This is a genomic window from Methanimicrococcus hongohii (assembly GCF_032594095.1).
Lineage (GTDB): Archaea > Halobacteriota > Methanosarcinia > Methanosarcinales > Methanosarcinaceae > Methanimicrococcus > Methanimicrococcus hongohii.
The window spans coordinates 313,336-334,576 of record NZ_CP131059.1; the positions used below are offsets into that span (position 1 = coordinate 313,336).

General features: G+C 38.3%; 23 protein-coding genes. All 23 read left to right on the forward strand.

Annotation, left to right across the window (positions count from 1 at the left end; translation table 11 throughout):
* The first annotated feature begins 2 nt into the window (after nucleotides 1–2).
* The 23 genes from MmiHf6_RS01400 (at nucleotide 3) to MmiHf6_RS01510 (ending at nucleotide 20,436) form a co-directional block, all read left to right on the forward strand.
* A complete protein-coding gene (locus MmiHf6_RS01400; protein ID WP_316557930.1) occupies nucleotides 3–2,126 on the forward strand; it encodes a hypothetical protein in 2,124 nt (707 codons plus the stop codon).
* A complete protein-coding gene (locus tag MmiHf6_RS01405; protein ID WP_316557931.1) occupies nucleotides 2,123–3,190 on the forward strand; it encodes a hypothetical protein in 1,068 nt (355 codons plus the stop codon). Before MmiHf6_RS01400 ends, MmiHf6_RS01405 begins: the two co-directional genes overlap by 4 nt.
* A 2-nt stretch (nucleotides 3,191–3,192) precedes the next feature.
* Nucleotides 3,193–5,007, forward strand: a complete 1,815-nt coding sequence (locus MmiHf6_RS01410) for an AAA family ATPase (RefSeq protein ID WP_316557932.1) — start codon at nucleotides 3,193–3,195, stop codon at nucleotides 5,005–5,007.
* A complete protein-coding gene (locus MmiHf6_RS01415) occupies nucleotides 5,000–5,551 on the forward strand; it encodes a 4Fe-4S single cluster domain-containing protein (RefSeq protein ID WP_316558632.1) in 552 nt (183 codons plus the stop codon). The genes MmiHf6_RS01410 and MmiHf6_RS01415 overlap by 8 nt, the downstream gene beginning before the upstream one ends.
* Nucleotides 5,552–5,973: 422 nt before the next feature.
* A complete protein-coding gene (locus MmiHf6_RS01420; RefSeq protein ID WP_316557933.1) occupies nucleotides 5,974–6,423 on the forward strand; it encodes a 30S ribosomal protein S19e in 450 nt (149 codons plus the stop codon).
* Nucleotides 6,424–6,535: 112 nt separating this feature from the next.
* Nucleotides 6,536–6,886 (forward strand): DNA-binding protein, encoded by a 351-nt coding sequence (locus MmiHf6_RS01425; RefSeq protein ID WP_316557934.1) that lies wholly within the window; start codon nucleotides 6,536–6,538, stop codon nucleotides 6,884–6,886.
* 82 nt (nucleotides 6,887–6,968) lie between these two features.
* Complete coding sequence (locus MmiHf6_RS01430; protein WP_316557935.1) at nucleotides 6,969–7,571, forward strand: DUF7411 family protein; 603 nt, start codon at nucleotides 6,969–6,971, stop codon at nucleotides 7,569–7,571.
* 153 nt (nucleotides 7,572–7,724) lie between these two features.
* Nucleotides 7,725–7,880, forward strand: coding sequence for a 50S ribosomal protein L39e (locus MmiHf6_RS01435; RefSeq protein ID WP_316557936.1), 156 nt, complete (start codon nucleotides 7,725–7,727; stop codon nucleotides 7,878–7,880).
* Between the two features lie 38 nt (nucleotides 7,881–7,918).
* Nucleotides 7,919–8,188, forward strand: coding sequence for a 50S ribosomal protein L31e (locus tag MmiHf6_RS01440; RefSeq protein WP_316557937.1), 270 nt, complete (start codon nucleotides 7,919–7,921; stop codon nucleotides 8,186–8,188).
* Nucleotides 8,189–8,364: 176 nt separating this feature from the next.
* On the forward strand, nucleotides 8,365–9,018 hold the full coding sequence (locus tag MmiHf6_RS01445; RefSeq protein WP_316557938.1) for a translation initiation factor IF-6: 654 nt from the start codon (nucleotides 8,365–8,367) through the stop codon (nucleotides 9,016–9,018).
* A 170-nt stretch (nucleotides 9,019–9,188) separates the two neighbouring features.
* Nucleotides 9,189–9,365, forward strand: a complete 177-nt coding sequence (gene rpl18a, locus MmiHf6_RS01450) for a 50S ribosomal protein L18Ae (RefSeq protein ID WP_316557939.1) — start codon at nucleotides 9,189–9,191, stop codon at nucleotides 9,363–9,365.
* Between the two features lie 2 nt (nucleotides 9,366–9,367).
* The gene (gene pfdA / locus MmiHf6_RS01455) at nucleotides 9,368–9,772 is read left to right on the forward strand and encodes a prefoldin subunit alpha (protein ID WP_316557940.1); all 405 of its coding nucleotides are present in this window, start codon (nucleotides 9,368–9,370) and stop codon (nucleotides 9,770–9,772) included.
* Between the two features lie 355 nt (nucleotides 9,773–10,127).
* Nucleotides 10,128–10,694 carry a matrixin family metalloprotease gene (locus tag MmiHf6_RS01460; protein WP_316557941.1) on the forward strand — a complete coding sequence of 189 codons (567 nt, stop codon included), beginning with the start codon at nucleotides 10,128–10,130 and terminating at the stop codon, nucleotides 10,692–10,694.
* Between the two features lie 4 nt (nucleotides 10,695–10,698).
* On the forward strand, nucleotides 10,699–11,325 hold the full coding sequence (locus MmiHf6_RS01465; protein ID WP_316557942.1) for a hypothetical protein: 627 nt from the start codon (nucleotides 10,699–10,701) through the stop codon (nucleotides 11,323–11,325).
* Between the two features lie 42 nt (nucleotides 11,326–11,367).
* Nucleotides 11,368–12,042 (forward strand): hypothetical protein, encoded by a 675-nt coding sequence (locus tag MmiHf6_RS01470; RefSeq protein WP_316557943.1) that lies wholly within the window; start codon nucleotides 11,368–11,370, stop codon nucleotides 12,040–12,042.
* Between the two features lie 265 nt (nucleotides 12,043–12,307).
* Nucleotides 12,308–13,678: a signal recognition particle-docking protein FtsY gene (gene ftsY, locus MmiHf6_RS01475; protein WP_316557944.1), complete on the forward strand. Its 1,371-nt coding sequence runs from the start codon at nucleotides 12,308–12,310 to the stop codon at nucleotides 13,676–13,678.
* A gap of 93 nt (nucleotides 13,679–13,771) precedes the next feature.
* A complete protein-coding gene (locus MmiHf6_RS01480) occupies nucleotides 13,772–15,028 on the forward strand; it encodes a tRNA (guanine(10)-N(2))-dimethyltransferase (RefSeq protein WP_316557945.1) in 1,257 nt (418 codons plus the stop codon).
* A 112-nt stretch (nucleotides 15,029–15,140) separates the two neighbouring features.
* Nucleotides 15,141–15,347: a hypothetical protein gene (locus MmiHf6_RS01485; RefSeq protein ID WP_316557946.1), complete on the forward strand. Its 207-nt coding sequence runs from the start codon at nucleotides 15,141–15,143 to the stop codon at nucleotides 15,345–15,347.
* A gap of 490 nt (nucleotides 15,348–15,837) precedes the next feature.
* Entirely contained in the window at nucleotides 15,838–16,350 is a 513-nt protein-coding gene (locus MmiHf6_RS01490; RefSeq protein WP_316557947.1) for a cupredoxin domain-containing protein, read from the forward strand.
* 264 nt (nucleotides 16,351–16,614) lie between these two features.
* On the forward strand, nucleotides 16,615–17,310 hold the full coding sequence (locus MmiHf6_RS01495; RefSeq protein ID WP_316557948.1) for a DUF2110 family protein: 696 nt from the start codon (nucleotides 16,615–16,617) through the stop codon (nucleotides 17,308–17,310).
* Between the two features lie 121 nt (nucleotides 17,311–17,431).
* Nucleotides 17,432–17,956, forward strand: a complete 525-nt coding sequence (locus MmiHf6_RS01500; RefSeq protein ID WP_316557949.1) for a DJ-1/PfpI family protein — start codon at nucleotides 17,432–17,434, stop codon at nucleotides 17,954–17,956.
* A gap of 271 nt (nucleotides 17,957–18,227) precedes the next feature.
* Nucleotides 18,228–18,704 (forward strand): hypothetical protein, encoded by a 477-nt coding sequence (locus MmiHf6_RS01505; RefSeq protein WP_316557950.1) that lies wholly within the window; start codon nucleotides 18,228–18,230, stop codon nucleotides 18,702–18,704.
* Nucleotides 18,705–18,801: 97 nt separating this feature from the next.
* A complete protein-coding gene (locus tag MmiHf6_RS01510) occupies nucleotides 18,802–20,436 on the forward strand; it encodes a thiamine pyrophosphate-dependent enzyme (RefSeq protein WP_316557951.1) in 1,635 nt (544 codons plus the stop codon).
* The last annotated feature ends 805 nt before the right edge of the window (nucleotides 20,437–21,241 follow it).

Genomic DNA, 21,241 nt, shown 5'->3' on the forward strand with positions numbered 1-21,241 from the left:
CTATGCAAAATGAAACACAAATTGAAATTCCCTTTCCTTTGGTGATTAATAATTTTTTTGCAAAATATAGTGCAACAGAAAAACCATCCGGTTTGGGATATATGATTCTAAAAATGATTGGATCAGACGGAGTCTCTAAAGAAATGACTTTTAGGGAAATTGTTAAAGAATTTGGTCTTCCAGAGGACTTATTTCCGATTTTAATTAAAGAGTTGGAAGTGTTATGCTCTAAAAAAATGATTCAATTTGATGGGTTGATTGAATTAGATTCTCAAATTTCTTTTATCACTTTCACAAAGCTTGGAAATGAAGCTTTTTCAAAAGGTGTTATTTCCAAAAGTCCGAAAGATTTTACTGGCGATTTGTTTTTTGCTCCTGGTAAAAAAGACAAACTTTATAGAAGCAGTTCGAATTTCAAATCTTTTTCTGGTGAAATAAATGTAAATCTCTTTAACCAGATCCACAATATTGACGCCCTTGATCTTGAGGACTATTTAAAATCACACAAAAAAGATTATAATATCAATAAAGAGGATGATATTTTCGATTTTCAATTAAATCCATTCGAAATAAGTATTTACGGTCAAAATGTAAAATTAATTTTTGATCAGACAAATGCTATGTTTTCATTTTCAGAAGGAGATATGGATATTAATTTTATTAAAGGTCATTATCCATCAGGATACATTGCAGATCAATTAAATCCATTTATTTTTGAAACCTCTTCAAATGATATTTCTATAACTAAATGGGATACATCTGATATACCTTGGAATAAATACGAGTATGTTTTGCCTTCTGATTTTAAAATTTTGGAATTTGATTTGTGTTTGTTTAATACTGAATACTGCGAAGTCAACATTGAGCATTTACACGCCCCTTTCTGCCTTCAAAAGTTTGATTCACATGCAATCGTCATTTCCTCAACAGGCTCTTTTGCCCATCGCTTTATTCGCGGGAAAGTCGGACTAAAAGGATTTGATGGGCAAAGGGAATGCAATCTTGTTATTCGTCGTTCTCTTCTTCCTGAGGAGAAGGATAATTGTCTTAAAGAAGCAGTAAAATCCATTAATCAAAACGAAACCGATAGTTTTTTAAAATGTATTCAAATCTGCCGCCAAATGTCAGACAGTGAAATTGAAATTAAAGATTTTCTTACATCTTATCTGGAAAATGCTTCAATTGAAAAATATAGTCTTACAGCAAAGGAGCTTAAAAGATTTGAAAAGGAAAAATGGCACAAAAAATTGCCCGAGATTATTGAACAGTCTATTGTTGAAAATACCGATTTGTTAAAAGATTGGAGATCACTTGTCGATCTTTTACTGTTACTTGCAAGTGAGAAAGTTGTTTCTGGCTGGTATGCTGTTATACCAAAGCTGTTTTCATCCAATTCGTCTTTAAATTTAGAAGTTGCTGATTATTGTTTAGATAAAAATTTCGATAAAAAAACAATCCTCCGCAGTTCCGGTATTTTGACTCCGATGATTCGAAGTATTCAAAACAATAATAAAATCGATGGAAATTCAAGATTTTTTACAAATGCTTCAAATATAAGATACAATTTGACAGAACTTAAAAAATTAACTGAAATATTATCAGTTTCAGAGTACAGTTTCGATATTGATCTGATTGATGAGGAAAAAAGAACAAAAATTATAAAGCATGTTTCGACGCTGGATTCATTGTTTAAGAACTTTTTATTCGATGCCGAATCCTCAAATATTTTGAAAAGTTCAGATCAAGTCGATTTGGAAAATATCAAAAAGCTTGTTGATATTTTTAAAGATATCAGCATAACATTAAAAAGTATGGATAAAACGGTGAGTTTAAAAGACTTATCAAAAGAACGTAATTCTCGCTTAGTAGGTATCGGTTTAGGCGTAAAACTAGAAGAGATTTTCAAATCAATGGGCTTTGTTGGAACCTTAAATGAGATGATTTCAAATGCTTACGACAAAGAGTTAATATCCAAATCAGATTTTGAAATCTTTGGAAAAATTCGGGAATTTAGAAATCAGTGTGCTCACGATTTAATTGTTCCAAATATTGATGGTAAGCAGAAAGAAAAGTGGATTAGTTCAGTATCTCGATTAGATTTGTCGTCCGCGGTGGTTCAAAAATGAGTTGTCATTATTATGCAGATTTTGAAATGCTCAGTCACTGTACTGAACTATGTAACTTAGCTCAAGAAAGATTATGTGGCATTGATCAAGCGCTTGATTATTTGAAGGAGAATGCAAGTTCATTTGTTGATGATGATATCGCCGAATTGATAAATGATTTGGAAGAGTCAAAGGCATCCCTCTTGGAGAAAATCAGGCAAGTCTCTTCAGAAGCCAACACTGAGATGACATACTCAGCGATTCAAAGTTTGATAAGGGATGCTCGCTCTCTTCTTCATAATGCAAATGATATCGGTGTTATAAGGATGGGTGCAATAAAAAGTATTATTCGTGAGTCTTTGGATGCATCAATAGCAAATCATACTGATGAACTTGAAAGAATGGCTAAAGGGTATGCTCGGACACGTAGTGAGTTGCCCGACTTTTTGGAAACGGTTCCGGATGCAGAAGTCAAAAGTGCAGTTCGACTCCTTTCCAGAAATCCTGTATATAATGATCTTTCATTAGGTGAATTGAAACAATTGGCAGAGAAAAGACTCCATCCTGATATGGCGTTATCTGATTCAGAAAAAATGATTATTAAAAACAAAATTATTGCTGAGATGGACGAACATAATGTTGATAAAGAAACCATGTCGTTCGTTATGGGGGATTCAGTAACTCCATCTGGCATTTTGGAAATATTAAATGCATCCGATGAAGCGATAATTTCCGAAAAAATCCGCAAAAAAGCAATTAATGCAATCATTTCAAATATCGTTGATAAAGGATTTATCGTCGATAAAAAAAATATACGTTTTCTTCGAGAGGAAAATTCTGTAAAAATTATTGCGATGAAACCCGGTGGACAAAGAGCAGAGTTTAATATTAAGCTGGACGGGTCTTTTGTTTACAAATTTGATGAATATGAAGGGCAAGCTTGTCAAAAGGATCTCACATCCTTTATTGATGATTTGAATTCTATATATGGGATTAAAATTGGAAATATTACAGAGACATGGTCGAATCCCGATAAAGTTTCAAAAATGAGCTATCAAAAAATGGATGTTATGAAGGGGGATTAAAAATGTCTGTTGGAAATGCAATAAATAAGATTAATCGAGAAGTTGGGATTAAAAAATGTATCATAATTGATGGCAATACCGCTGATGTGTTTTTGCACAATCGAAGAATTGTCACAATAAAAGATCTTTTAATCAAAAATCTTGCTGAACAAGGTTGCAATGATGTGATTTATTGGGATCGGATTTCAGGTCTTGAAGGAAATCTTTCAAATCTCTGTCTTGCAGAACCTGTCGAGGAAACCGAAGGCGAAGAGTACGATTTCGGCGAAGATGATTTCAGTGTGCCGGCTCCGTCATTATCGGGAGCTTGTAAAGATGTTTCAGATATGTTGAATGTTGTGCTCAGAACAATGAGTGATGAAACGCGAAAAACAGTTTTTATTTTGAATTGGACTGAATATCTCTTTTCAACCGGTCAGTTAGATCCGGCTGACAGACAATCTTTAACACTTTTAGGTAAGTCTCTTCGTGATTTGCCTCCGCGTCATAACAGTACTGAAAGGGAAAGTGCAGTAATACTTATTACAAATAAGGTTTCTTCACTTCCTTTATCCTTTTATAACGGAAATCCTGAGGTAAGCCAGGTAACAATTACAAAACCAGATCGTAACGAAAGAAAAGAAATGATTGAACGCATTGCTCCCGGTTTTTCCCTAAAAAATGTAACCGATATTACGGACAGTGAGAGATTGGTTGAATTTGTTGATATGATGTCTGATTTTACAAATCGCGAAATTATTCAAATGGCAAATATGTCCCGAATCGGGGAACGGATGACATTTGATAAATTATTCTATCTTTTCAAATATGGTGAGACTGAAAACCCTTGGGAGAAACTGGATGCTGCAAAAGTTAAGTCAATTAAGAAAACTCTTTCTGAGCGTGTTATTGGACAAGAAAATGCTGTCAATAAAGTTGAAGATGTAATTGTTAAAGCATTTATGGGTCTTACGGGCATGCATAAAGCTTCCAGTAAGTCAATGCCTAAAGGAGTTCTGTTTTTTGTTGGTCCGACGGGTGTAGGCAAAACTGAACTTTCAAAAGCGATTGCAAAGTTTTTGTTTGGGGAGGAATCAGCGTGTATTCGGTTTGATATGAGCGAGTATGTGCAGCCAAACAGTGATCAAAAACTCATTGGTGCTCCTCCGGGATATGTCGGGTATGAAGAAGGGGGTCAACTCACAAATGCTATTCGAGAAAAACCATTCAGTGTTATTTTATTTGATGAAATCGAAAAAGCGGCGAAGCCAAATCCGCGGATACTTGATATTTTTCTTCAAATTTTGGAGGATGGCAGGCTGACAGACAGCCGCGGTGAAACTACATATTTTACAGATACTATTATCATATTTACATCGAATCTCGGTGCCAGTGAGATTTCTTACAGCAGTAATAAAGAACAAGTTTCTGAAGATTTCATTCAAGTCGTCAAAGAATACTTTGATCATGAACTTGGACGACCTGAATTATTGGGTAGAATCGGGTACAGCAATATTGTGCCTTTTAATTTTATAGATGACCCTGAATTTACAATGAATATTGCTCGCTCTAAAATGGAGCCGATTCGTGAAGGTATTTTGGAGAAATATAAAATTAAATTAGAGATTGAAAATGAAATTAAATTTTTTGATTATATTCTCAAAGGAGCCGACACTTCAAAGGGTGGAAGGGATATTCTAAACGCATTAAATGATCGTTTATTAAGCCCCCTCTCCAAGTTTTTATTCATGAATTATGATGACCTGAGAAGTTTCAAAGGGGCAACATTGCTTATATCCGTAGAATCCGATAAATTAAGATTTGATTTTGATGAATAAAATATTATTTAATGTAGCTGCTATCAATATATGTACAACAGCTGAAGGACCTCATAAAAGATTGGCAATTTGGTTTCAAGGATGTAATATCAAATGCACCGGATGTTGTAATCCTCACTTTCAGTCAATTGAACCAAAAAATATTATGACTTTTGAAGAGCTTGTTTCTCTTATCTTTCAATCTATTCTGGAGAATAATATTGAAGGAATTACCTATTTGGGCGGCGAACCGACACTTCAATCAAATCTTTCTTTTCTTTCAGAATCTGTTCAAGAAATGGGTTTAGGTGTTATTATGTTCACCGGGAAAGAAATCTCAGATATTCATCCGGAATTATTAAAAGGAATTGATTTGGTTATTGACGGAAAATTTGATCAAAATCTTCCAGACCAAAGAAATCTTATCGGCTCATCTAATCAGAGAATTATTCATCTCACAGAAAGATATAAGCAGGATGGTGGATGGTTTTCTAAAATGAGACCAAAAAAAGTTGAAGTAAATGTTTTAGATGGAGGCATTATTTTTTCAGGTGATGTTCTATAACATATTCTTCTCTTTCGCTTCCTTATTTTCAACAAAATCTTTTTATACCTTTACCCTGTTGATAGGTTCATTTGAGTCCTTATTATTCAGGCATCCGGTTTCGGCCACCGCGGAGCTTGAAATAAAAGTTCAAAAAACCATTGAATGCTTCAGCCAGCGTTGCATTGAATGTTGCAATATAATCCGAACGAACCTGTCAAAATCGTCTGAATCCGTTTGATAAAGACTGAAGAAATTGAGCGGGGCGTTTACAGTCCGCATGCAGATATGCTGCATCGGTATTGCTGAGCACTGCTTCTCACTATTCTTCCTGATTTTATCAAACAGCATACTTGCTTTTTTGGCGGATTTGGCATTTGAATTGCAGACTTTGAGGCGATTCAAAAGCAAACGAGATTATTCAATTTAATAAGGAGATATTAATGACAACAGCATACGATGTTCCCGCAATCGATCTCATCACGAGAGTTGCGGACAAATTCAAAGAAAACGACAAAATCACCCCTCCGGAATGGGCTGAATTTGTCAAGACAGGTGTTCACAAAGAATTCCCGCCCGTCCAGGATGACTGGTGGTATGTCAGATGCGCTGCAATCCTCAGAGCCGTTTATATGAACGGTCCGGTCGGCGTCGAAAGACTTTCCTCCATCTACGGCGGCAAACAAGACCGCGGATCCAAGCCCGGCAGAAAAGCAAAAGGCAGCGGCTCCATCATCCGAAAAGCCGTCCAGCAGCTCGAAGCCGCAGGATATGTCAAGACCGACAAAACCGGAAGAACCGTTGCAGGTCCCGGCAGAGCGCTTCTTGACAACACGGCGCACGAATTGAAAGGAGAACTTCTCGAAAAGTACCCCGGATTGAAAAACTACTGATGTTTTTTGATTTCAATTCAGTCGAAATGATTTCTGAACAATTCTGAAATAAATCTGAAAATTCTGATTATCTGAATAATCTGAAAAATATTTCGAAAAGGAGTGTTTAAAAATGGATAACGAGCTTGAAGAAATTCGCCGCCGGAGAATGGCGCAGATGCAGGAGCAGCAAGCTTCCGCTCAAGCGAGTCCCGAGGCTGCCGCTTACCAGCAGGAACAGGCGCAAGCCGAAATGGAAGCGCGCAAGCAGGAACTCCTCCGAAAAATCTTAACGCCTGAAGCACGCGAACGTTTAACGACGCTTCGTATGTCCCGCCCCGCATTGGTGGAACAGTTGGAAATGCAATTGATTTCACTCGCGCAGAGCGGCCGCATTCAGAATATGATTGATGACGAGCAGTTAAAACAGCTTTTGGCGCAGATTCAGCCGCCGAAACGCGAAACCTCCATTAAAAGAGTGTAATGATTAAGATTCAAACAAATCAAAACATATCGAAAAATCGAAACCTATCAAAGTTTCCCATCTCAGTTGAAGTGTAAAAACCATGAAAGCGCATGTATTATTCAGCGGCGGAAAAGACAGTTCTTTGTCCGCATTGATTTTGGAGCCTTATTTTGAGGTTCAGCTCGTCACCTGTAATTTCGGCATCCTGCCCACAGGTGAAGTCGCTAAACAAATTGCTGATGAATTGGGCTTTTCGCATATGGTAATTCAGCCGCCGATGGAAATTTTGGAAAATGCCGCAGAAATCGTTCAAAAAGACGGTTTCCCAAACGGCGCGATCAACTACATCCACAAACAGGTGCTTGAACTCCTGGCAAAGACAGAAGGCGTTGAACTCATCGCTGACGGTCTCAGAAGAGATGACCGCGTTCCGCATTTGGAGCATTCCGAAATTCAAAGTTTCGAAGACCGAAACAAAACTTTGTATTGCAGTCCCTTGATGGGATTCGGACGGTTTACGATTAATGAAATGATTGAATCCAACCTTGTCATCACCGAAGAAGAAAGTGCAGTGATCCTGAAATGCGATTACGAAGCCGAACTCCGCGAATATTTGTATCGTGAAATCGGCGTTGATGAAACGCATCAGCATTTCCCGAAATCTCACAAGCAATCGCGCGTGATTTCAAGAATCAGAAAATGACCTGAAAAATCAGTCAAAAAGATATCAAAATCAAAAAGATATCAAAATGATCTGAAATCAGATATCAATCAGAAAATGAACAAAATCAGAAGCAAAATCATTCATTTCGATAGATTTCATTTATACATATCATAACAAATTTAGGTGTTTGAAATGAGTAAGAATTTAAAAGGACAAAAGAAGAGACTCGCAAAGGCGCACATGCAGAATTCGCGTGTCCCGGTCTGGGTTATCATCAAGACCAAAAGAAACGTCACATCTCACCCCAAGAGACGCCACTGGAGAAGATCCAGCATGCGCTTGAAGTAATCGGGATGCTAATTTAATAAAAATTATGGTGATTTATAATGGCAGAAGACATTGTTAAAGAACAAATTTATACAATCCCGCTTCGCGGCGTGAAAGTGGCTCCCAGATGGAAAAGAGCCAACAAGGCAATGGTTATCATCAGAGCCTACCTCGAAAGACACATGAAAGCAAACCCCGAAATGATTAAGATTGACAAATCAATCAACGAGCGCGTTTGGGAAAGAGGCTGTGAAAAGCCCCCGTCCTTTATCCGCGTGAGAGCTGCAAAATACGCAGACGGCGAAGTTCAGGCCGAACTCGCTGCCTGATTCTGTTCAAAGCTGTTGGTTTGATATTGTTGATTCCGGCAACGTTTCACGATAATTTCAAAGATTTGAATTATATTCATTTTATAATTCATTTTAATTTGAATTGTTTAATTTCGTGAAAATCGGGTCGGAATCTCTTTGTCTTAATCGTTTTCAAATTGAAAGTGAAGAAGATTATGCAAACAATAAACATTATGGATACCCCTGTCATCGGGGTTTTTTCCACATGTACCGAAGAAATCTGTTTGGTTCCGCAAGGAACGCGACCGGAGGTTATCTCTCAAATCGAAAAGCGTTTGGAGGTTTCCGTTTATAGGTGTCTTGTCAATGACAGCATCTTGGTCGGCTCCATGTGCCGCGGCAATTCAAACGGTTTTTTGGTTCCTGAAAATTCAAAGACCGACGCTCTTTCAAAGCAGATCGGAAAGCCCGTGACGGTCATGCCGGGAAAATTAAACGCTGTCGGCAACATTTTGCTTGCCAACGATACAGCGGGTTTGATTCATCCCGAAATGCCGGACAATATTGTCAAAATCATCGGCGACGCACTGAAAATCGATGTTCGGAAAGGAACGATCGCAGGCATCAAAACGGTCGGCATGGCCGGCTGTGTCACGAACAGCGGACTTTTGGTCAGCCCGGGCGTGACGGAAGATGAAACGGCGCTTCTTGAAGACCTTTTCGGATTTGAGCCGGTGATTGGCAGCGTCAATTTCGGTTCCCGGATGGTCGGTTCCGGCATTTTGGCAAACTCGAAAGGATGTTTGGCAGGGTCGGAGACGAGCGGCTACGAACTCGGGCGCATTTTAACGGCGCTCGGTTTGGAGTAAGAGTCGGAACAACATTTCGAATAAAAAGTTTCGAATAAAATTCGTATATCGATAAATTTTCGAAAATTTTGAAATGTTTCGAAAGGCTTTGAATTTAAAGTAAAATATCAACTTATATCAACCACCGGCACATTATGATTGATACATTAAGAATTAAAAGGTGAAGACAAATGGCAAACTATTTGATCACAGGCAAATTTAAACCCGGTTTTTTCTGGGAGAAATTTACCAAAACAATTGAAAGCGAAAATGAAAAGAACGCGCTTGAGAAGGTCTATTCTTTGATGGGCAGCAAGCACGGCTTAAAGAGGCGCTGCATTGTTGTTGAATCTGTTAAAGAGGTCTGATTATGGCAATCAGTGAACAGGAAGCCCGACAATTGGTCGCGGAATATCAGGAATATCAAAGAAACGTTGAGGCGCTTTCAGGACAACTGGAAATGGTTCGAAATACGCTGACCGGCTGCGACAGTTCAATCAGCACGATTACGGCGCTCAAAGAGGCGGCTGCAAGTAAAACGTCCGAGTCTGTCATTCCTGTCGGTTCCGGCTGTTTTGTTCACGCCGAAATCCGTGACTTTTCAAAAGTGATCGTCAACATCGGCTCCGGCGCAAATGTCGAGAAAAATGTGGACGACGCGCTTTCTTTCCTCACGGAGAGAAAGGGCAAGCTTGAGAAAATGATTCAAGAATTAAATGAGTCTCTCGCTCAGATTCTTCAGAGAATGAGAGAAATTGAGTCTCAGCTTAATTGATTAAAACATATTTTCAATTAATTCTAAATTATCAGGCTTGAGTTGAACCTTAACTTGATACTGATGAATTAATTGACTGATTAATTTTGATTTTTCAAAATTAATCTTTTTTTAATTATATTTTGTTTTAAAATATGTTCATAGCATAATAACTCTTGATGTTTCACTTATTACGCCTTTTATTTATTCCGGTTTTAGTTAATAATTTCCATTAATATGTATTTGTTAATATATTATTCTATTTTCGGGGTTACTTTTTTGAATACATTATTTTTATACACCATTATATATATATATATATTTTATGCCGTTTTAAATTATTATGAAGTCTTCTAGGCTTCAAAGGAGAGATATTATGAAAATTAAAGCAATATTTTTGTTATTTGTTGTACTACTACTTATTGCAGCGCCAATGAATGTAGCAACAGCTTACAAAGCCGGAAATGACAAATGGTTTTCTGTCCATATTCCTGTACAAGTTTCATACAGTTCAATGCCGTCAGGATGGCATAATGCAATTACAAAAGCTATGGATAGTTGGAGTTATGCTGGGGCAAATTTTAGTTTTGAAAATTATAGTGGTGCATATCTTTTTTATGTTAATATTAAACAGGGTCAATTAAGTGATTATGAAACATTAGCAACAGAATCGGGCTCACATGGAATTCTATATTCTGACGGCAAGCGGCAAAAATGGGGTTCCAATATTACTGTAAACTCTCAGCGAAGCTTTAGTACATATGGTGCTTCTAATACACATGATATTGAAAGTGTCATACTTCATGAGTTAGGACATTCTTTGTGTTTGGGAGATATTAACAGCCCTACAACTTCAGTAATGTATAGGTCTTTGTCAATCGAACAAATGAAAAGAGTTCTTACACAAGATGATATTGATGGAATAAAAGCAATTTATGGGTGATATTGTGAAAAATAAAATATTAGTGTTTGGCCTATTAGGTTTGTTGTTAATTGGAACTGCTTTATCTGTTAATGCCTTTTCCACAAATGAAAAACTTCCTTTTGAGTTTGTTCATGAAATAAATGTAAGTTATCCGCAATATTCTTATGAAGATTTGTATGAAAAAAGCGATTTAATTATATATGGCTCTATTACTTCAAACATTTCTATGTGGAGCACCCCAGATTCCAAGATGCCCTCCGGAATAAAATTTATTCCCGGAAAAGATGAATATGGTGAATATATTGAATATTATATTGACTTAAATGACGATGAAATAATCTATACTGACTTTATATTTAAGGTTGATAAGGCTTTTAAAGGCAATCTTGAAGACAATGAAATAATTGTACGTTCTTTTGGTGGAACGGTTGATAATTTTACAATTCAAATGAATGGTGGGTCAAATTTCACTAATTATAAAGAAGGAGATAAAATCTTGTTATATCTTATTAAAGATAAAGGATCAACTAAGGATATTGGTCATTCACATTATACCATTCTTACTCCAAAAGGACAGTTAATACCATATGGTGATATGTATATTAATGGATATGATGAAAAAATAACTTTAAAAGAAATGAATCTATAATATAAATTACATTTCTTTTTTTATTTTTTTTGAGATGTAATTATGAAGCAAAAATTAATTATAATAATTTTTTTAATTTCTGTTTTTTTTACAGGATGTTTAACGCTCGACAACCAATCTTCGAATTTTTCTGATACTGTTGAAAATCTGAATCATACACTGAAACATGATTCTCTTAATCCCTTGGACAAAAACATATCACCATTTGAATCTGGCGGTTTGTATATTGTTCCTCGTGAAAATGTTGTATGGTATGAAACATATATTAATGAATCACAAGCGGTTTATTCGGAAGAAGAATTAATTTCAAATTCTGATTTAGTTTTTTATGGTACAATCAAAGAAGTTCGTCCGTCAAAATGGTCAACAAAAAGCGGTCAAACACCACTTAGACTTTATTTCGCCATGCCTGGTATTGCTGGATTCGGGGATGAAGAGAATTATTATGAATACAAACTTGTTTCTTTAAACGGAGTTAATGATTTTATTTATACTGATGTTATTTTTGAAGTCGATTCTCTCATAAAAGGAGTAAACAGTGAAGAAATCGTAATTTCCGTAAAAGGGGGGCAAGTTGGAAAGTTTGTTATGCCTGGAACTTATGCAAATCCTTGGGATTTCAAAGCAGGAGATGCTTATCTTGTTTATTCACATTGCAGAGACAACAGAAATGAAATTATGGAACCAGGACTTTTTGTTATAAATGATGTTTTATGATTCTTCTGAAATATTACAAATTAATTAAGATTTTCCAATCGAATCATTGTTTTTCATCATTTTTTTCAAAATAACAGAAACATTTTCTCAATCTTTGAAATCTTAAACTTCAAAATATTTTGTTCAAATTCTATTTCATTTTAATTTATCTCTTTGTTTTATTTTTCAAATCCAATCATCGAACCTGTCATTTATTTATATTCGTTTTCTCTTTTACTTCTAATACATTCAAAATGATCTTAAATCAATCTCAGGAGATTATTTCTTGTTCGGAAAATTAAAAGAAAAATTGGCAAGCTTCACAAAATCTTTGGATAAAACGGTTGAGGAAAAAGCCGTTGCACTCGAAGAACCCGAAGTCGTTGTCGAGGAAAAAATCATTATTGAAACGGATGCCGAAAACGGTTTGAACGCAGCAGAAGTTGAAATCGCTGCCGAAATCATTGCCGAAAATTTGGAAGAAAAGGAAATCGAATCGATTCAGGCTGTTGAATCCGATGAAACCGCCGGCAGCGATATTGAAGTTGGTATTGGCGGAACAATCGAAAAGGATGAGCTTCCGTCATCCGATTCTTTTTCAGAATCTTCTCTCGATTCTTCTTCAGAATCTTCTCTCGATTCTTCTTCAGAATCTTCTCTCGATTCTTCTTCAGAATCTTCTCTCGATTTTTCTTCAGAATCCTCTCCCGATTCATTTTCATCCGATTCCAAAGCATCAGCGCAAAGCGAATCGAAAAAAGAGAAGGCGGGATTCTTCGGGAAAGCCAAAGCGCTCATCTTTGACCGTGAAGTCATTTTGGATGACAACGACCTTGAAGGACCGCTCATGGAACTTGAAATCGCGCTTCTCGAAAGCGATTTGGCGCTTTCCGTCACCGACGCAATCGTTGAATCTGTTCGCGAACAGCTCAGCGGCACACGCAAGCGTCTTGGAAAGAATACGGGCAGCATTGTCGAAGACGCACTCAAAAATGCGATTTTAGAAGTCATGTCCGCCAACGTTTTCGATTTCGATGAATTCCTGGAACAGCGCCGCGGGCAAACCGTTCACATCGCTTTTGTCGGCATTAACGGAACCGGAAAGACCACAAGTATCGCAAAAATCGGAAACCGCCTTCAAAAGAACGGCTATTCCGTCACGATTGCAGCAGGCGACACATTCAGAGCCGGCGCAATTGACCAAATTCAAATTCACGCCGATCGCTTGGGAATCAAAGTCATTAAACACCAGGAAGGATCTGATCCGGCCGCCGTCATTTATGACGCGCTTCAATATGCAAAGGCGCACAAATCCGATGTTCTGCTTTCCGATACGGCCGGAAGAATGCATACGAATGTCAATTTGATGGCACAGCTTGAGAAAATCTGCCGCGTCAGCACGCCTGATCTCATTATTTTTGTTGACGAAGCGACCGCCGGAAACGATGCCGTCGAACGCGCTTCCCAGTTCAATGATGCCGTTCCGATCAGCGGCACGATTTTGACGAAATTAGACGCCGATTCCAAAGGCGGCGCCGCAATTTCAATCGCATATATTACTCAAAAACCGATTCTCTTTTTCGGTGTCGGTCAAGAGTATGATGATTTGCTGAAATTCGATCCCGAATGGTTTGTCGACAAGATTTTCGAAGATTAATGAAAATCAATTGAAAATCAATTCGAGATTAATGAAAATAAATTCGAGATTAATGAAAATAAATTCAAAATTAAATTACAAATTTCGTTTACAATGTATCAATTAATCAAAGAAGGGCAAACGGAAGTTTATGTTCCGGTTGATAATGATCCTGATATTCCTTCAGCGTCAGCTTCCGTCTTTTACAATCCTGCAATGGAAATGAATCGCGATATCAACGTCGCCGTGACTTCCGTTTACGCGAAAAAACTGGCGGAGCGAAAAGGATTCGATAAATCTCAAATCACTTACGCCGATGCTTTTTCAGCTTCAGGAATCCGAGGTTTGCGCGTTGCCAAAGAAGTCGGAATTTCTGTTGTTCTCAATGATTGGAAAGAAGAAGCCGTCTCCTTGATTCAAAAAAATATTGATCATAATAATCTTCAAAATAATCTTCAAAATAATCTTCAAAATAATCTTCAAAATATTGATTACAACAACTGTCAAAACAATGATCTCGATCATCAAAACACCGGTCATGACAATCAACAAAGCGTCACGGCAACCTGTATGGGCGCCGACAAACTTCTTCACAGCCGGAAATTCGCAATCGTTGACATTGACCCGTTCGGAACGCCCGCGCCGTATTTGGATTCGGCGGTCTCGTCCGCTTCTTTCTTTTTAGGCGTTACGGCAACCGACACGGCTCCGCTCTGCGGCGCTCACCTCAAATCAGGAATGCGCAAATACGCCGCCGTTCCGCTGAACAATGAATTTCACAGCGAAATGGGTCTTCGAATTCTCATCGGAACTATTGCAAGAGCGGCTTCCAAATTTGATAAAGGAATTCGCCCGCTCTTTTCTCACGCGACGCGCCATTACGTTCGCGTTTATGCCGAAGTTTTAAACGGCGCGGGTCATGCCGACAAAACATTGAAAGAACTCGGTTTTCTCGCCTGGTGTCCGCAGTGCCGGAATTCGGAAACAAAAAACGGTCTCGCTGTTTTTATGAATGAAGAATGTTCTGTTTGCGGCAGCAATCGAAAAATATCGGGGCCGCTTTGGTTAGGCGCTTTTAAAGATGTTGATTTCTGCAATGAAGTGATTTCCGAAGTCGAGTCTTTGCCGCTGAACAAAAAGAATGACGCGGTTAAATTGCTGACCGCCTGCCGCGATGAAGCGGATATTCCGTTTTTCTATGATCAGCATATTTTTTGTGAAACGCTCAAAATATCGGCGCCGCCGATGGAGCCGTTTTTGGAAAATTTGAGAAAAGCCGGATATGTCGCGACAAGAACGCATTTTTCGGGAACTTCTTTTAAAACAAATGCAGCGGCTGAAGTTTGTATGGAGATTTTGAAAGAACAATGAGTATTCGTTTTCAATCGCTCATTCATTTCCAATCGTTCATTTTTCAAATTGTTCATTTTTCAAATTGTTCATTTTTCAAATTGTTCATTTTTCAAATTGTTCATTTTTCAAATTGTTCATTCTTTCAACTCATTTTGTTCATTTCGCTTACAATATTTCAGGTTGCAGTTGGGGGGCGGTGTTTGTTTGCAGTTGGAGGGTGGTGTTTGTTTCCGCTTGGAGGGCGGTTTCTGTTTCCGCCCGGGCGTTCAGGTTTGCGCCGCAGTTGCCGCTGCCGGCAGCCGCAGCAGCTGCCCGCCGCCGCGCGCGAGCCGCATAAACTTTAAAAACGAATCAAAGCGAGGAGCGCCTTTTTTAAAAATAATCGAAACGAAAAACACGTTTGAATGACATAATTAAAGTGAGGAGCACCTTTTTTAAAAATAATCGAAACGAAAAACACGTTTGAATAAAATAATCAAAACGAAGAGCACCTTTTTTAGAAATAATTGGAAAACGGATCACATTAAAAATGAAAAATTAATTTGTATTTTTTGATTGAATATGGATTTTTTAAACTTTTTTCGTTTTTTCATTTTATTTTATTCTGACTGTGTCTTTCTGCTTTGAAATTGTTCGCATCTGTTGAAAATATTTATATATTTAAGTACCGTTTATTTTTCAACTTTCAATTTATTGATTCTATATTGTTTTAAGATTCTTATTCCTTTCACGGTTTGAATTTTGCAGTATTTTCGGATTCAATGAATTGTTTGCTTATCTGTTACATTATCCAATACAAATTAAATCCAATATCAAAGAGGGATCAAATGGTTAAATCTAAAGCTTTAATGATTCTTGCTGTTTTGGTTTTGCTCTTCGCAGCAGTCAGCTTATCCGGCTGTCTCGGCGGCGACGACGATGCCGACAACAACACGACAGACAACAACACGACAGTTCCTGAAAACAACACAACAGTTCCTGAAAACAACACAACTGTTCCTGAAAATAACACAACAACAAACGGCTCCGTTACAGTTGTTATTGGTGAAGACGGTCCCGAGCCTTCCTATTTCGTGACAATTAAAGACCAGAAATTCAACACTGCATCTTTGAGCATCAGCAAGGGAGAAACAATCAGATTCATGAACACCGAAACAAGAAACTTCAGACACCTTTACCACTCTGAAGACGGTGCTTTTGAAGACTTCAACCTCAACCCCAGATACTCTGCAACATTGACATTCGATGCAGCAGGTACCTACAAGATTGACTTGCTTAACTACTACACCAATGAATCTTTCAATGATGCAGGCTCTACGTTGACAGTGACTGTCGCATAATTTCATTAAATTTCTTAAATCATCGGCTCGAAACTTTTCAGAATCGAGCCGGTTCTTACTTTTATTTTCTGTTTTGCTTTGAATTTATTTTCATTATCTTCGATTTTTCAATAATTTTCAATTGTTTGATTATGATTGTTTTTATGATTGTTTTTATGATTGTTTTTAGATTGCTTTCATGACTGCTTTTATTAATGATTGACTCTTTTATCAATGATTGAAATCTTAATTTTTATTCAAAATTCAAATTGTTTCTTGATTCTTATGATAATCGAATTATTACAGCCTGTTTACATTTCCGAAGAAAATGCCGTTAAATCTTTCAAAGCATTCGCAGATTCCGAATTCAGCGGACTTGATGTTTCTTTTGATGTTACTGTCCAAAACAAGCGCTTTTCTGTTTCTTTAGAAGGCGAAGACGCTGAAGTTTGCGAAAGCCTGCTTTATCGGGAATTCGGAAAACCCGTCACTCAAGAAGAAGTTGAACCTGAAACGTCATACAAAGGTTTTATTCAAAAAATCGAACCCGAACGAATCATTGTCAATATCGGTTTTGAACTTCCCATTGCCGCCGACTCTCTTGAACAGCTCGGCGTCGGCAGAGCCGGACAAATCGCAGCGCGTTTCGGTATGATTTCATATTTGCCCGTTAACGTTTCTGTTTTGGTTTCAGAATTCGGCGATTTATCGGCTGTTTTTACAAAAGAGCAGATCGATCAATGGTGGTCATGGAAAAAGACTTCAACCGATCGCATTTTTGTCAACGGCGCGACGCGTTCTCAAGTCAAAGCGGTGCTTCAAAGAAAAGGTCACGGGCGCGATGTTTACGGTGTTGAAAAAATCGGCTTGACGGAATGTGTTATTATTTGTAAAGAAAAAACAGACGCTCCCGGAATTGTCGCGTCGATCGGGAAGGTTTTGCCGCTTCGAATGGGCGTTTTGCTCGGGACAAAAAAATAAATATTCCAATGAATTATTATTTTTGAAATTTTATTTTAAAATTATATTTAAAAATTATATTTTAAATATTTCATTTTTATATTATATTTTAATATTTCATTTTATTTCAAAGGTGAATCTGATGGAAACAAAGAAAATTTTAATGATTGTTGCTCCCGAACGTTTCAGAGATGAAGAATTCTTTGAACCGCGCGATGTTTTTGAACAAAACGGTTATCAGGTCGTTGTCGGATCAACGCGTCTCGGCAAAGCGACCGGCGTTAAAGGCGGCGACGTCGATGTCGATATTTTGATTGACGACGCGTCAGCGAATGATTATGATGCAATCGCCATTTCCGGCGGCGGCGGCTCCAAAGCTTTCCTTTGGGATAATCCGAAACTGCACGCGCTTTTAAATGACGCGTCGGCAAAAGGAAAAGTTGTTTCCGGAATTTGCATTTCTCCGGTTGTGCTTGCCAAAGCCGGTCTTTTGAATGGAAAAGCGGCTTGTGTTTTCCCCGATGACGAAGCCATTTCGGAAATGGAAAAAGCGGGCGCGAATTTAAAAGATGAAGCCGTCGTCAAAGACGGCAAAATCATCACCGGAAACGGTCCGGAATGTGCAGCGGAATTCGGCGAAACGGTTGTTGAAGCCATCGAAGAATGAAATCCAAACATCCATTCTATTTTTGAAAAATGAAACACGAACGCCCGATAAAATCCTAATCTTAATTTTTTTAGATTTTGGAGAAAAGAAGGCGTTCAATTCTTTTAAATAATTTTTAGAAAAACGATGTTTCAATCAATTATTTGATTTGATAATATCTCAAAAACCGCCCCCTCCAACGACGCGTTTCCGATAGCGTTGCAGAGGAAAGAAGGAGTTGGAGATTCTTTCCTATACGAAACGAAAAGATTACAAACAATTTTGTTGTTGGTTGTATTCGGTTCCGGCTGAGCCGGTCGGTCTGCAACTGTCTTTTAATGTTTCCGCTTGGAGTCAGGTTTGTGTTTCCGCTTGGAGTCAGGTTTGTGTTTCCGCTTGGAGTCAGGTTTGTGTTTCCGCTTGGAGTCAGGTTTGTGTTTCCGCTTGGAGTCAGGTTTGTGTTTCCGCTTGGAGTCAGGTTTGTGTTTCCGCTTGGAGTCAGGTTTGTGTTTCCGCTTGGAGTCAGGTTTGCATTGCCGCCATCGGATTAGGTTTGCATTTCCGCTTGCATCTGCTCTTTTTAATCGTAATCCGTTCGCATTCGCGAACGTGCCGCTGCTACCTTCAGGTTTCCGTTTGCTGCCGGCAACCGCAGCAGCTGTCGCCGCCGCCGCGCGAGCTGCTTCATTTTTCATTCATTTATTTTTACCGACCCACATTTTTTATTTTTTTCATTTTAACCGCCCATCATTTCATTCAAATTGCTTAAACTCGCCATCGTTTTCATTTGATTCAGATTCCTTAGATTCTTTGATTCGTTTTGATTTACTAAAAACTAAATATACTCCACCGACCTTTTTCTTCTCATGACAATTTTATCGGGCATTCAAACTGCCATCCAATCCGCCGCCGACAACAGCGTCAGCGCCGTCTTCGGCGTTCCCGGCTCTCCCGTGACGGACCTGGTCGACGCTTTCAAAGAATCGCCCGAATTTTCAGACAAAACCGAATGGTTCGTCAACGAAAAAATCGCTTTTGAATGGGCGCTCGGTTATTCTTTTTCCGGAAAACGCTCTCTTGTTATTGTCAAACACGTCGGAATGAATGTTTTGGCCGACCCGCTGATGACTTCTATGATTCACACAATCGGCGCGGGAATCGTAATTTTGGCGGGCGACGATCCCGAAGTCACGGGATCACAAAATTCTCAGGATTCGAGATATTACGGCAGCCTTTCCCGCTCTCCCGTATTTGACCCGTCGGCGCCGCAGGAAATTTATGATTATTTGTCGGAGGCTTTTCGTTTGTCCGAAAAAATAAAGGCGCCCGTTATTGTCAGAGTCACGGCGGCGGTTCTCAATGAAGAATCCGATGTCAAGAGTTCGGAAATTGTTTTTGTTTTAGATTTTCCTTCCGGATTAAAAACCGACAAATCCGTTTGGCAATATCGAATGAAAGGACGCTATCAGCGCTCTCATTTTGCCAACGATGCCGTTTCGGAACAGGCGTCGGTTGATTTTTGCAGAGTTGAGAAAAATAACGGCTCAAAATCGGAAAAATTAGGAATCATTGCTTCCGGATATTGTTATTCGCGCGTCCAAAATGTTTTAAAATCCGTTTCGGAAAAAAACATAACGCTCGCGCCTGAAAATATTTCAATTTTAAAACTCGGCATTGTTTCGCCGCTTCCGATTTCTTTGATTCGAAAGTTTTTGGAAAAATACGAAACGGTTTTAGTCGTCGAAGAATCCGAGCCGTTCATTGAAGATCAAATCCGTGTTTTTGGAAATGTAATCGGCAAACGCTCCGGACACTTGCCTTTCGGCAGCACGACGGAAGCGCATATCTTATCGGCGATTGAAAAATCGGGCTCCCCAACTGTTCCGATTTCAACAAATATGGAAATGTTTAAACGCCCCGCCGGCAGTCCCGATTTCTGCGGCGATTCTTTTTATCCGCTTTTTTATGAGATGCTTGGCCGATTGAAAAAACAAACAAATGTTTTGGTCAGCGGCGACATCGGCTGTTCGATGCACGGCATTCTTGAGCCTTATTCTGTTTTGGACTCTGCTGTTTCACTCGGCACCGCAATCGGAATCGGGTCGGGTGGAAGCGCTGCGTTTTCCAAAAAATCAATTACGGTCATCGGTGATTTCGGCTTTTTCCATTCGGGATTGCTCAGTTTGATTGAAGCGGCTGAAAAAGGCGTTTCCGTTTTGGTTTATGTGATGTGCAACGGAGCGGCGGCGATGACGGGCGGGCAGATTGCTTATAATCCTGAAAAAACGGCGCGCGCGGCAATTGATGCGGGATTGAATTCAGGGTCGAAATTAAATTCCGAGTTGAATTCGGGTTTGAACTCCGGCTCAAATACGTTTTTGTCTTTTGATTTTGATGTTTCTTCGAAAGATGTTAAGGAAAAAATGAAATTGCTGTTTGAAGCAAGTTTGAAAGAAATAGAAAAAGAAGGCGTTTCCGTGATTATTGTGCGCTGGAAATGATGAATAAAGGCAATTCATTTTCATTTTTTATTTTCATTTATCTTTTTGGATTTGGTTTCGTTTTATTATTGTATATTCAAACTATAAAATGAATTAGAATTATTTGTATTATTTTTATAATTTACTCTCCTTCTGATTATGCAAACATTCGCACGTCTTTGATTTAATTCTTTGAAAAGTTTTATATAAGAATCATTCCTTACAATAAAATGCACAAATTTACTTGATTTGAAAATAGAGTTTGTTTGGGTTCGTTCTCTATTGTAATACAATTGTTTATAATTCAAGTAAAATGATTGGTTAGTTCTCATTTTTTGTGTTACGGCAAGTGTTGCCGTTATGCATCGACCACATACATTTCGGAAGAAATTCCGGAAAAAGTGCAATGAAATAGCAACTGCAGCTAAGAATTTTATTTAATTTCATATTTTAACCTCTTAATGTTTCAAAAACAGTTGAAGAGAGTCATCCGGCTTAATTCAATCAAAAAGGGATTTCGACCGTCTTGTACACGGTCGAAATTTTACCTCTACTAATGTTCCTCAGTAAGGAAAAGCAAAAATCGAGGCAATATGCAATGCATTCGGAAGTTATAAAAACATTTTCCGAAACATTTTGCCTCTTTTTTTGAAAAATATCGAAAATGATTCGTTAAATTCGTTTGACATATCAAAATCACCAAAACAGACATTCAGTTATTCAGTTCACCAAATTAAAAATTCGAAATTTCAGTTTCAAGCATTTGGTTCCTTTGCCTCCTTTCCGTCATTAGCTGTTTTAGCGGCCCAAACCGCTGTCAAAAGTG